General features: G+C 59.9%; 10 protein-coding genes and 1 pseudogene. 5 read left to right on the top strand and 6 right to left on the bottom strand.

The window, feature by feature from the left end; genetic code table 11:
- Positions 1-13 precede the first annotated feature (13 nt).
- From AC07SZ_RS30665 to AC07SZ_RS30645, 5 genes are all read left to right on the top strand, one after another.
- On the top strand, positions 14-1,018 hold the full coding sequence (locus AC07SZ_RS30665) for a sugar ABC transporter substrate-binding protein (protein ID WP_494917248.1): 1,005 nt from the start codon (positions 14-16) through the stop codon (positions 1,016-1,018).
- A 68-nt stretch (positions 1,019-1,086) separates the two neighbouring features.
- Complete coding sequence (locus AC07SZ_RS30660) at positions 1,087-3,201, top strand: ABC transporter permease (protein ID WP_494917246.1); 2,115 nt, start codon at positions 1,087-1,089, stop codon at positions 3,199-3,201.
- Complete coding sequence (locus AC07SZ_RS30655; RefSeq protein WP_056566264.1) at positions 3,198-4,340, top strand: NHL repeat-containing protein; 1,143 nt, start codon at positions 3,198-3,200, stop codon at positions 4,338-4,340. Before AC07SZ_RS30660 ends, AC07SZ_RS30655 begins: the two co-directional genes overlap by 4 nt.
- Positions 4,337-5,839 (top strand): sugar ABC transporter ATP-binding protein, encoded by a 1,503-nt coding sequence (locus tag AC07SZ_RS30650; protein ID WP_056566267.1) that lies wholly within the window; start codon positions 4,337-4,339, stop codon positions 5,837-5,839. The genes AC07SZ_RS30655 and AC07SZ_RS30650 overlap by 4 nt, the downstream gene beginning before the upstream one ends.
- On the top strand, positions 5,839-6,693 hold the full coding sequence (locus tag AC07SZ_RS30645) for a hydroxymethylglutaryl-CoA lyase (protein WP_172374449.1): 855 nt from the start codon (positions 5,839-5,841) through the stop codon (positions 6,691-6,693). The genes AC07SZ_RS30650 and AC07SZ_RS30645 overlap by 1 nt, the downstream gene beginning before the upstream one ends.
- 109 nt (positions 6,694-6,802) lie before the next feature.
- Here AC07SZ_RS30645 and AC07SZ_RS30640 read toward each other — a convergent pair.
- The 6 genes and pseudogenes from AC07SZ_RS30640 to AC07SZ_RS30615 all read right to left on the bottom strand — a co-directional run.
- Positions 6,803-7,035, bottom strand: a pseudogene (locus tag AC07SZ_RS30640) (tyrosine-type recombinase/integrase); the annotation flags it as partial.
- A gap of 69 nt (positions 7,036-7,104) precedes the next feature.
- Positions 7,105-7,368: a hypothetical protein gene (locus tag AC07SZ_RS30635; protein ID WP_494917245.1), complete on the bottom strand. Its 264-nt coding sequence runs from the start codon at positions 7,366-7,368 to the stop codon at positions 7,105-7,107.
- Positions 7,369-7,445: 77 nt separating this feature from the next.
- The gene (locus AC07SZ_RS30630; RefSeq protein WP_056566277.1) at positions 7,446-8,972 is read right to left on the bottom strand and encodes an ABC transporter permease; all 1,527 of its coding nucleotides are present in this window, start codon (positions 8,970-8,972) and stop codon (positions 7,446-7,448) included.
- The gene (locus tag AC07SZ_RS30625; protein ID WP_494917244.1) at positions 8,969-10,006 is read right to left on the bottom strand and encodes a quaternary amine ABC transporter ATP-binding protein; all 1,038 of its coding nucleotides are present in this window, start codon (positions 10,004-10,006) and stop codon (positions 8,969-8,971) included. The genes AC07SZ_RS30630 and AC07SZ_RS30625 overlap by 4 nt, the downstream gene beginning before the upstream one ends.
- A gap of 144 nt (positions 10,007-10,150) precedes the next feature.
- On the bottom strand, positions 10,151-11,116 hold the full coding sequence (locus AC07SZ_RS30620) for an ABC transporter substrate-binding protein (RefSeq protein WP_172374447.1): 966 nt from the start codon (positions 11,114-11,116) through the stop codon (positions 10,151-10,153).
- Between the two features lie 145 nt (positions 11,117-11,261).
- Complete coding sequence (locus tag AC07SZ_RS30615; RefSeq protein WP_494917242.1) at positions 11,262-12,824, bottom strand: trimethylamine methyltransferase family protein; 1,563 nt, start codon at positions 12,822-12,824, stop codon at positions 11,262-11,264.
- Positions 12,825-12,836: the final 12 nt, after the last annotated feature.

The raw sequence follows: 12,836 nt of genomic DNA, 5'->3' as shown, positions 1-12,836 counted from the left end.
GGAGGAAACCAACATGATGATAGCAAAGTATGCCGCGGCAGCGGTGGTGGCCGGCATTCTCTCACTTGGAGCTGCCCATGCGCAGGACGGCATGGTCGACGAATTGAGACAGCCGACGCTTGATTCACTCGCCGGCAAGAAGGTCGTCTTCGTGCCGATGTCCATGAGTTTCGATCTGCCGGAGGGGTGGGCGGCGATCATGCAAAAGGAGGCGAAGCGGCTGGGCTACACCCTCGATATCCGCGACGCCAACTGGAGCACGGACACCGGCACGCGTGCATTGACCCAGGCAATCACCGAGAAGCCCGACGTCATCGTGGTGCAGAATTTCGACGTTGCATCCTACGCCCGCACGCTGAAGAAGGCCGAGGACTCGGGCATCAAGGTGATCCAGGTCAACATGAAGTCAAGTTACCAGACGGCCGCCTTTGTAGGGGCGGACTGGTATGGCATCGGCCAGTATGCTGCCAATCGCATGATCGAGAAGTGCGGCAAGGCGAGCGGCAAAAGCGGCAAGATCGCGATCATCCAGGGGCCGGCGACAGCAGCGGCCAGCGTCTATCAGCTCAATGCGATCTCCGAGACGCTGAAGGGGCATGACGACATCAAGATCGTTTCCAGCCAGACCGGCGACTGGGATCAGTCGAAGGCACGCGGTATCGCACAGACGGTGATCCAGCAGAATCCAGACCTGTGTGGCATCATCGGGTTTTGGGATGTGATGGACGCCGGAACCGGCGCCGCGATCCAGGAGTCCGGCAAGGATATTTATCTCATCACATCCGGCGGCGGCAACAAGACGGCATGCCAGGGCGTCGAAAACGGAACGTTCAAGGAGGTCATTTCCTACGACGTCGAAGGCCAGGGGCGCGATCTCAACAACGCGATCAAGGTGTTGCTGCAATCGAAAGAAGCGGCAGGCGCCGTGAAGTTCGCGCTGTACACGCCAAACAAGATCATCAGCAAGGAAACGATGTCGACGAACAGCTGTTGGGATCTGGATCAGCTCAAAAAGTAATTTTGTATCGGGTCACCGCGTGGAAACGCGGTGATCTTCCCGACAATGTCTGCAGTTAGGATTTTAAGATGGAAGCGATCGAGCGCCTCTATTTTCGCTATTTTCCGGAAAAGGTGCTTGGCGAAGTGCTGACCAAGCGCTGGAGCGACAACGCCGTTCCCGTGCTTGCGACGATCATGACGATCAGCTTTTTTCTCCTCCAGAATCCGCATTTCTTCACGCTGTCGAGTCTAACGGAGACGTCGCGCCAACTGTCGGAATTTTCGCTGGTCGTCGTCGCCATGGGCATTGTGCTGCTGGCGGGAGGCCTGGATCTCTCGGTCGGCAGCGTGTTTGCCCTGGCCAACATCACGGCCCTTGTTTGCATCACCTTACTGGAATGGCCGGTATGGGCCACCATGATAGCCACCTTGGCTGTCGGCGCCCTGTGCGGGGCGGTCAATGGCTTCCTGATTGGCTATTTGCGGATCCGCGCATTCCTGACAACGTTGGTCACGCTCATCATCATTCGATCGATCGTCGATATCATCCTCCTGCGTTACGCGGTTCAGATATCGGCGGTTTTCCCGGAGTCCGACCTCTGGTTCTTTATCGGAGAAGGCGAGGTCCTTGGCATTCCCTTCTCGTTCCTCGTCGCCATCGTCGTCATAGGGCTGTGGCACGTCATTCTCACCAGGGCGCGCGCCGGATGGCATATTACGGCTGTCGGCGGCAGCCGTCGTTCCGCCTACAATGCCGGCCTGCGGGTCAAGTTCACCATCTTCACCACCTATGTCTGGTCGAGCGTGCTTGCGTCGTTGGCCGGCGTGTTCTTCGCGGCACGCCTCGGCAGCGCCGGATCAGATACCGGAGTCGGCCTCGAAATCGCGGCGCTGACCGCGGCCGTCCTTGGAGGCAACAGTCTGGGCGGCGGCCGTGGGTCGGTGGTGAAATCCGTACTGGGCGCGGTGGTCGTGCTCATTCTGACCGACAGCATGGTTCGCGTCGGTATCAGCGGCGGCATCAGTTCCATGATCCTTGGAATTGTTCTGCTCGTCGTGGTGGCCATCGACGTCCGTTGGCTGAAGAACCGGCACAAGCTTCTGAACAAGGTGTATGTGTCACCCGGGTATTTCCGTCTCCCGGCACTTCCAGAGACCGACCCGGGATCTGACAGTCCCTACGCACTCAACGATCGGCTGAAGGATGTTTCGCTCATCGGCAAGGGCGAGATCGAAGGCCCGGAGGACGTCATTTTCGATCGGAACGACAATCTCTATTGTCCAAATCGGCACGGCGACATCGTTCGCTTCTTCGCGCCTGACTACACCAAGTGGGAGATATTCGTTCATATTGGCGGCCATCCCCTTGGCCTGGCCTTTGATGCCAACGAGAACCTGAATGTCTGTATTGGGGGGATGGGTCTCTATCAGGTTTCGCCGGATCGACAGGTCACGAAGCTGACCGACGAGACCAAGCGGACGGTCCTGTCGGTGATCGACGATTCCCGATTGAAGCTTGCCGACGACCTCGACATCGCGCCGGACGGCCGCATCTTTTTTTCTGAAGCAACCATCCGTTACGACATGCACGACTGGGCGACAGATGCGCTGGAGAGCAGGGGCAACGGCCGCCTGATCTGCTTTGACCCACGCGATCGTTCGACCAAAACGATCCTCAGAAATTTGCAATTCCCAAATGGGGTCTGCATGGCCGGCGACGGACAATCGTTTTTCTTTGCCGAGACCTGGGGCTGCCGTGTAAATCGATACTGGTTCGACGGTCCCAAGAAGGGCACGTGCGAAACGACGATCCCGAATCTTCCGGGGTATCCCGACAACATCAATCGAGCCTCGGATGGAAGTTTCTGGGTGGCTCTTGTCGGCATGCGATCGCCGGCTCTCGACCTGGCGATGAGAATGCCGTCGCTGCGCAAACGCATGGCCAAGCGTGTCGCCCGCGACGAATGGCTGTTCCCGAACATCAACACGGGGTGCGTGCTCAAATTCAAGCCGAACGGCGAAATCGTGGAATCCTATTGGGACCTTGGAGGCAAGAACCACCCGATGGTGACGTCGATGCGCGAGCACAAGGGATATCTGTATCTCGGCGGGCTCTACAATGATCGGATAGGCCGTCTCAAGCTGCCCGACGCTGATCCAACCTGGACGTCACAAGCGTCCTATTGGGGAGCAAACGCATGAACATGTCTGGTCGCATCGGCAGTATCTTCGACAAGTTCATGGGTGGGCGCGGCGATCATTCCATCACGGTTCCGGTCATGGATGGTGCGCTCAAGCCCAACAACTACCTGGAGCGCATTGCCAGCATCTCGATGATAGATGGAGCGGACAATCTGACGATTGCGAGGGGGCAAATGCTGCTCACGTCTGGCAATCAGCTGGTTGAACTTCACGACAACGGAAGTACCTCCATTCGGAGCACTTACGATACCGAGATCACCTTCCTATCCGCATCACCGCAAGGGGTCCTTGCCGTGGGCTTGGACAATCTTGGTATCGCGATCGTCGGTGGTCGGCATGACGGCAAGCGACTTGCCGCGAATCTGTCCGGCCAGCAGCTCAACTGTCCAACGGCAGCCGTTTTCCTGGATGAGGACACGCTGGTCGTTTGCAATGGTTCGAGCGCCCATTCGGCCCTCGAATGGAGCCGGGACCTCTTGAATCTTGGCCGCAGCGGAAGCGTCGTGAGAATTGATCTGGGAGCCGGAAACGCGAGCCTCATCAAAGGAGGCCTGGGATTTCCCTCGGGCATCACCGTAGCAAGGGACGGCAAGCTGGTCATTTCTGAAGCCTGGAAACATCGCCTTTTGGCGCTGGACGTTGTCGACCGCAGCATCGCAACGGTGCTTGCGGATTTGCCGGCATATCCCGGACGGATTCAGCCAGCCAGCCAGAATGGATACTGGCTAACGATGTTTGCGGTCCGCTCCCAGCTGCAGGAATTTGTGCTGCGCGAAAACCGCTACAGGCGCGAAATGATGGAAACCATTGCGCCGGAATATTGGATCGCACCTACGCTTTCGAGCGGACGCAGTTTCAAGGAACCGCTGCAAGCGGGTAGCGTCATCCGACTGGGCATCCACAAACCCTGGGCACCGAGCCGTTCATATGGCCTCCTGCTTCGTCTCGATGACAGCATTCAGCCCATTTGGAGCGCCCACAGCAGGGCCGATGGCCGCCGGCATGGCATCACATCCTGTGTTGAAATCCGCGACAGGCTGTTTATCACCTCCAAAGGTCGCGGCGAAATCCTTGCGCTCGATCATCTCTCTCCGACCGAGCCGGACGACCTCTCGGTTCTCATGGGGTCGGCGGCATGACACCGATTGTCGAACTCAAGGCCGCTACAAAGGATTTTCGCGGCAATCCCGCTTTTTCGGACGTCGATTTTCAGCTGCTACCCGGCGAGATTCATGCGCTGCTCGGCGAGAACGGCGCCGGGAAGTCGACACTGACGAAGATCATCGCCGGAGTCTATCCGCTCAGCAGCGGCAAGATGTTCATTAACGGCCGTGAGGAGAAGCTCGCAACGCCCGCTGAGGGGCTCGCGAAAGGGATAGCCATGGTCTACCAGGAAAACAGCCTGGTTCCATCTATGTCGGTCGCTCAGAACATTTATCTGGGAAAAGAGAAGCCTTTGAACCGGCTTCGCGGCATTTATATTTCCGCTCAGCAATTCCTCCAGTCCCTGAACTTCCACGTTGATCCGTCTGCCATCGTAGGCTCTTTAGGCGCCGCACAGAAGCAGATGGTCGAGATCGCGCGAGCGGTGCATCACAAGGCAAAGGTAATTATCTTCGATGAGCCGACGGCGACCCTCACACCGGAGGAAAAGAGCTACTTCTTCAAGCTGATCAGGAAGCTGAAGGACGAGGGGGTCTCCATCATATTCATTTCGCATGCGCTTGAAGAGGCGCTCATGGTTGCGGATCGGATTACCATCCTGAGAGATGGCAGGCTGGTGGCCTCGGACAAGGCCGCCGCGTTCGATCGGCAGAAGATCATTCAGGCCATGGTCGGTCGAACGCTGACAGATGAGATCTACAGCGGTGCCTCGCGCATGCGCGCTCCAAGGCCGCGTGGCGCAAAAGTGCTCTCGGTGGAAAATCTCTCGATGGGCAATATGGTGCGCAACACATCGTTTTCGCTGTATGCGGGGCAGGTGACCGGGATTTTCGGCCTGGTCGGCTCCGGCCGGACCGAGACGCTGAAGGTGGTATCCGGGGTTCTGAAACGTGATTTCTTTCATGGCGGAGAAGTCAAGATCGATGGCCAGTCCAAGCGCTATCTGGTGCCCGCGCCGGCTGTGCGCGACGGCATTGTCTATGTGACCGAAGAGCGAAAGGCGGAAGGCTTCTTTGAGACGATGAGCATTGCCGAAAACATCTACATGGGCCAGCTCGGCGGACAATCCTTTGGCGGCTTCAACATCGTGTCCATGAAGCAAGCACGATCCGTTGCCGATGAATGGCGTAAACGTCTCAATGTGAGGGCCATCGACCCGGACGCGAAAGTCATCGAACTGTCCGGCGGCAATCAGCAGAAGGTCGTGATTGCCAAAGCGCTCGTCCAGAAGCCTAGACTTGTGGTCTTCGATGAGCCGACGCGCGGCGTCGACGTCGGCGCTATCGCCGAAATCCATACCTTCATAAACCAGCTTGCTGACCAGGGGATCGCAGTCGCGGTAATCTCGTCTTACTTGCCGGAGATACTAAGCCTTTCCGACCGCATCCTCATTGCCCGCCAGGGCAAGATCGTCGAGGAAATGGACCGCCGGATTGCCACGGAAGAAACGATCATGTACGCGGCCGTCCATTAATGAGCGGCGATCGCAAGGTCACGATTGTCGAGGTGGGCCCTCGTGACGGCCTGCAAAACGAGAAAAATATCGTCTCGACCGAGGACAAGCTGAAGCTCATCCGTCTGCTGGCAGATGCCGGTCTCTCTCGTATCGAGGTCACCGCGTTCGTCTCGCCAAGATGGGTGCCCCAGATGGCCGATCATGACGCGGTGATGCGACGGGCGCCGGCGCGGAAAGGCTTGATACGCTCCGTGCTGGTGCCCAACGACAAGGGTGCCATCGCCGCGATTGCCGCGGGCGCTGACGAACTGGCCGTCTTTACCAGCGCCTCGGAAACTTTCGCGTCCAGAAACATCAACTGCACCATAGCTGAAAGCCTGGAACGATTCGTGCCGGCGATAAGCCTCGCGAGGTCGCACGGCATTCCAGTTCGCGGCTACGTGTCTTGTGCCGTCGATTGTCCTTACGAGGGCGAAATCGCGCCCGAAGCAGCCGCAATGGTTTCTTCGCAACTGATGGACCTGGGTTGCCATGAGATCTCGGTAGCGGACACTATCGGCCGGGGATTGCCGGAACGCGTAAGTCTCATGCTGGAACGCGTGCTCGACCGGGTTCCAGCACCGATGGTAGCCTGCCACTTCCATGACACTTCCGGTCGAGCTCGTGCGAATGTGGACGTCGCGTTGGATTGGGGCATTGCTACGTTCGATAGTTCCGCGGGCGGCCTAGGGGGCTGTCCTTATGCTCCAGGTGCTGCAGGCAACATTGGCACCGGAGTTATCAACTCCCATCTAACACAAAAAGGTTACGCGACGGGAGTTGATCCCGACGGACTTCGACTTGCTGAAGAATTTGCTCGTAGCTTGAGGTAGAGCAATCACCCGCTAGCTGTTTGTTTTCGTTGACGAGATGACTTCCCCTCCGGGCCCACCACCAGACGCACGTCTCGATCCATCCTGCACCGCCAGCCGAACCTGGGGATGCCTCGCGCGAATAGAGCTCGGCATGATCGATATCGTCATGACCGAGAACGTCCATAAGGCCTCTGCTTCGGCCAGACAAACCCCGAGCGATTTGCTCAGTCCGTGCGGCGTCAGGCCTTTTGGGAGGGCGGCGAGCTTGCACCAATGCGCCATCCCCGTCAGCGACTTGGCGGAGAACGCCTCGCCATTGCCGTTGACCAGGACAGTCTCGCCGCGCCTATCGGCCGCATCCGGTGACCCTCTGGTGCCAACGCAGACCCGCGACGTCGCCGCGACGGTTGCCAAGCCAAAGTGCAAGCCCTAGCAAGTGCGTGCCGCGGTGCCGAGCGGCCAACGGTTTTCGAATTGCGTCATCGCTTCGCGCGACCACGCTTTCCAGCCGGAATAGGCGGGCCGCCATTCGACCGCCGCTGTGGGGTCGATTTCGATCCAGTCTTGGGGTAGTGCGACATAGACCAGCTTGCGTATGCCCACCAGCAGATGCCTGGCCTCGAGAACATACGACGTATAGGAGCGGGCGCACCGGCCGCCGATCGTCCCTCCAAGGCCGCCAAAAGCGGACATCTTCAAGTCGAGGCCACAGGGTTGGCTGCTTCATTTCAAACGTCTTAACACCGCGCCCACATCCATTTATGCGAGCCCTACCTGGTTCGTCCCTGTACAATCCGGTCAATGATCATGGCGCACAGTAGGATCGCGAAGCCTGCCATAAGGCCCTGCCCCACGGCTGCGTATTGAAGGGCGTTCAAGACATCCTCGCCTAGGCCCTTCGCGCCGATCAGCGATGCGATGACAACCATCGAAAGGCACATCAGGATCGTCTGATTGATCCCAGCCATGATGGATGGCATCGCGAGCGGAAGGTCCACGCGTGTCAAGACAAACCATTTCGTGGCACCATAGGCTTGCGCTGCTTCCCGAATGGCCGGAGGGACGCCTTGCAAGCCAAGCGCGGTCAAGCGCACTACGGGCGGCGTGCCGAAGATCAGCGTGGCTATGACTCCGGGCGGCTTACCAATGCCGAACAAAGCAATGACCGGGATAAGATAAACGAAGGCGGGCATCGTCTGCATGAAATCGAGCACCGGCCGCAGCGCCGTGTAGACGCGCGGCCGGCGTCCGCACCAGATGCCGAGGGGGATGCCGATCACCAGGCAGAGGATCGCGGCTGTGCCGAGGAGAGCGACTGTTTCAAGGCTCTTTTCCCAGAAACCAAGGACGGCGAGATAGGCGAGTGCCGCGGCGGTGAAGATAGCGACGCGCGGCCCGGCCAGTTGCCAGGCCAGAATGAGGATGATCGCCATGGTCACAGGCCACGGCATTCCCGTCAGCGCGTAGGACAGCCCGTCCAGCACCAGGGAGATGGCTCCGGTTATCGCACCAAAAAAGCCTTCTCCAGCATGGGAAATCCCCTCCATCAGCCCATCCAGGGTCGAGGACAGGGCAGCCTGCCAGTCGCGATTTGACGGCGCGACCGTAAGCCAGGCGGCCGGCGCCGCCCCGGCAAAGCGATAGGCTGAGAACCCGTAGGCCAGAATGCAGAAAACGAGAGCGCACAGCGAAAGAGGGTAGCTGATTCCGTGCCCCATCGTGGGCGTCGATCGCCATCGCGCAAACCGTCGCTCAAGCAACCGGTTGGCAAGAAAGCCGCTCGCAAGCTTGGCCAGCAGCAACGTGAAGAGGCCCAACCCTATCAGCAGGGGGGCCTTCCCCTTGGCTGCGTCCGCCTGCGAATTCGCGGCGTCTGCCGCCTTCTGCAGGGCTGCCGCCGACGATTTCAAGCCCGCGGCATTGTCCGCTCCCGCTGCCTCCGCGGCCTTTGCCTGTTCTTCGCGTGCTGTCGCCTGCTTGGTCAGCCGCTCGGCGCGTGCCTGTTCGGCCGTGCCAAGGTTGCCGGCGACGCCAACGCCGATTTGCACGACGGCGAACATCTCGAGGAAAAAAGCGATCCAGAACAGGACCACGATGCCACGGGCGGCGGCCCATACCGGCCCGAGCAGGGCTGCAGTGACATTGAACGGCCAGACGGAGTTGCGCGCGCGCCTTATGCGCGCGAACGCATCGACATAATAGGCCGGGTTTTGAACAACGAATTCCGCGACGAGACGATTCTCCGCCGATCGATCCTGCTCGAGCGGCTGTTTGGAAACCGGATCATAGGCGTTCACGACCGTCCGCCCTTTCGCAACCCTTCCAGAAGGACCTGCCGGTCGACGATACCGCCAACGACCCCGTCGCCGTCTATCACCGCGAGCGGCGCGGCATCTCGCGCCGCGAGTTCCACAAGCTCGCCCAGTGGCTGCTGGGAACTCACCTTGCGCAATCGCTCTAGGTCCAGCCCTGAAGGGTTCCGCCTTCTGAAGCTCTCGACAGGTTCCATGATGCGACCGGCGGTGATCACCTTCAGCCGCGATATGTCCGCGACGAACTTGGCGACATAATCGTGCTTGGGAACGGTGACGATATCCTCGGGCGTGTCGATCTGGATGATGACGCCATCCTTCATGATGGCGATGCGGTCGCCGATGCGGATCGCCTCGTCGAGATCGTGGGTGATGAAGACGACCGTTTTGCCCATCGAACGCGACAACGCCAGGAATTCATCCTGAAGCTGCCGCCGGATCAAGGGGTCGAGCGCGCTGAACGGTTCGTCCATCAGGAGAATCGCCGAATCCGCCGCGAGCGCGCGGGCCAGCCCTACGCGCTGCTGCATGCCGCCCGACAGTTCGTGGCAATAGCGGTCGCCCCAATCGGAAAGATTGACCTTGGCGAGCGCTGCCTCGGCAACATCAAAACGCTGCTGCTTGCTGGCCCCCTGGATCTCCAGGGGAAGCGCCACGTTGTCGCGCACGGTCCGGTGTGGAAGCAGCCCGAAACTCTGGAACACCATGCTGATCTTGCGCGACCGCAGCGCCCTCAGTTCGGCCGGAGCTTTCGCCATGATGTTCTCGCCGTCGACGAAAATCTCTCCGGCGGAAGGTTCGAGAAGGCGGTTGATGTGGCGGATCAGCGTCGATTTCCCGCTGCCCGACAGGCCCATCACGCAGAAGATCTCACCCGGGCGGACCGATATGCTTACATCGGCTACGCCCACGACGCAGCCGAAGCGCTTGATGACTTCGTCCCTGTCCAGCCGAGCGCGCTGGATGGCTGCCATTGCCTCCGGCGCGCGGGCGCCGAAGACCTTCCAGACCCCCCTCATCGCGATCGCGGTAGCGGCCGGATGAAGGTCAGTTTTCAACGATAAGGCCATGCCAAGGGGCGCCCACGATTATCCCATCTGATTTATCTTCAGGCTGCCAAGGACCGGTCAGCCAGCGGGCGCAATTCCAGCGCTTCGCGACGATCAGCGGCCGAACCACTTTGCGACGTCGCCGGGGTGAGCCTTGATCCACTCCTTGGCCACCTCGTCGGCAGGCTTCTTGTCGACGATGATCGCATAAGCCCATTTGCTGATGTCGTCCGGATTGAACTGGGTCCGCTCCAGCGCGGCGGCCAGATCGGGCTGACGCTGTGCAAGCGAGGCAGCATAAGCGACGTGCACGGTGGTGTCAGCATAGGCCGATGAGACTTTCGACTTTTCGAACCATTGAGGGTCATCGTTGGGCTGCACGACGACAAATTTTGCCGGATCATTTTTCGGCTCGGTCAGGAAAGCGAGCTTGTAGCGGGCGAAATTCTGGTGCGGGCTGTAGCAGTAGCCGACCCATGGCTTGTCGGCTTTCGCGGCGCGGTCGAGCGAAGCTGCCGCCACCGCCTCGTCGGTCACCTGTAAGTCGAAGAAATCGGCAAAGCCGTAGTCGCGGGCCCGAACCTTCTCGATGTTGGTCGATTGCCAGCCCGATGCGCCGATCCACATTTCGCCCTTGCCGTCGCCATTGGTATCGAACAGTTTGGCATTGTCGGGATTGGCGAGGTCGGAGACATCCTTGATGCCGTATTTGTCGACGGTGACCTGGGTGACGCAGTAGCCTTGCTTGGCCTCGTAGCCGTTCTGCGCCAGCTTCACGGTGCCGGCACCCTTTACGTATTTGTCGACCAGGCCCTGCTGATTCGGCAGCCAGACGTCCGGCCAGATGTCGACCTCGCCCTTGTTGCGTGCCATCGCCTCCCAGATCACTGGAACAGCGGTTGTGGTGACGGTCGAGATGTCCAGCCCGAGTTCCTGCTCGGCGGCGTCCTTGATGACGTTCATGACCGCCGTCGCGGTGGCGTAGTTAGGATCAGGCATCGTAACGTCAGCGGCGATCGCCGATGAGACGGGCGCGAGAAGCAGGACGCCGAAAGCTCTTTCAAGAAGGTGGTATTTCATGTCGTTCCCCAATCGAAGTTGCGCTGAATTCGTTTCAGTCTATTCAGCAGGTTAGCGGAACGTGCAGCCAATCCGTCCTAAATTTCCTCGCATTAGGAAAAACGATGGACCGCATAAGGCTACACATCGCGATGAAACGTCCCGCTCAGAAATAGGCCTGGTCAGGCTCGCTCGCCTTGCGTCCAGCGATGAAGGCCTGCAGCGCTTCGTCGATTGCCGGGTCGAGGCCGGGATCCTGATAGTCGTCGAGCAGCCGCTTCCACTGCCGGTTGGCGCGTTGTGCGGCGTCGAGCCGCCCGTCCTCGTTCCACTGTTCGAAGGAATTGTTATCGCTGCTGGACGACCGGTAGAACGCAGAGAGGAAATTGGACTGCGTATGCGCACTGCCAAGGAAATGCGACCCCGGTCCAACCGCTTCGATCGCTTCCATCGCCTGCGCATTGACCGAGAGATCGATGCCCTCGAACAGGCTGGCGACCTTACCGCAGAGATCAGCGTCGATGATGGTCTTCTCGAAGCCGGTGACCAGTCCGCCTTCCAGCCAGCCGGTGGCGTGATTGATCACGTTGGCGCCGGCAAACATCGACATTAGAATGCCCCACGTCGCTTCCTGTTCGGCCTGGGCGTCGGGAAGCTTGGAGGCCGACAATGAGCCGACCGTGTGGAACGGCACACCAACGCGGCGCGCCAGCTGCCCGCATGCAAGCACCATCTTTCCCGCTTCCGGCGTTCCGAATGTCGGCGCGCCGCTCTGCATCGAGATGGTGCTGGCGAAGCTCCCCATCAGGCACGGCGCTCCCGGGTTGATCAACTGCACGAGAGAGAGACAAGCGAGCGCTTCGGCCAGCACCTGCGCCAGCGTGCCGGCGACCGTGCAAGGGCTCATCGCGCCGGCCAGCGTCCAAGGCGTGCACGCGACCGGCTGGTTGTTGCGAGCATAGACCTTCAAAGAGCCGGACATGTTGGCGTCGAGAACGAGCGGCGCATTGGTGTTGGCCACGTTGTAGAGCACGGCGTTGTTGGCGACGAATTCCTCGCCGAAGACGATCTTGGCCATGTCGACCGCATCCTGTGCCCGCTTGGAACCGATGAAGGCGCCCATGAACGCCCGGTCCGAATGACGGATATGCGTGTAGAGCATGTCGAGGTGCCGCTTGTTGGCCGGCAGGTCGACAGGCTCGCAGACGACGCCACCCGAATGGTGCAAATGCGGGATCATGTGGTGGATCTTCACCAGGTCGCGAAAGTCGCCGATCGTGGCATAGCGCCGGCCCCGGTCGAGGTCGTGGACGAAAGGCGGCCCCCAGGACGGGCATAACACGGTGTTGTCGCCGCCGATCATAACCGTATTGGCGGGATTGCGGGCATGTTGCTTGAACTGGGATGGAGCGGTGGCGCGGATGATCTTGCGGCACATGCCCGGCTCGAAGCGTACCCTCGTGCCCTGCACGTCGGCGCCCGCGTTGCGGAAGAGATCAAGGATTTCGGGATCGTCATGGAACTCCATGCCGATTTCCTTGAGCAGCCGGTCGGCGTTCGCCTCGATCAGGCTCAAACCTTCTTCGTCCAGGATATTGAAGGTGCCGATCCTGCGATTGATATAGGGACGGCGCGGCGCCTGCTGCGCGGTACGGCTGCCCTGTCTTCCAGCACGGCCCCCGGTTCGTGGCGCTGACTTTTCGGTCGTGATCGTCGCATCCTTGTCCATTTTCTTCTCCGA

It is taken from the genome of Mesorhizobium sp. GW821-FHT07A06, assembly GCF_059419085.1.
This window is presented reverse-complemented; position numbering and strand designations above follow the sequence as displayed.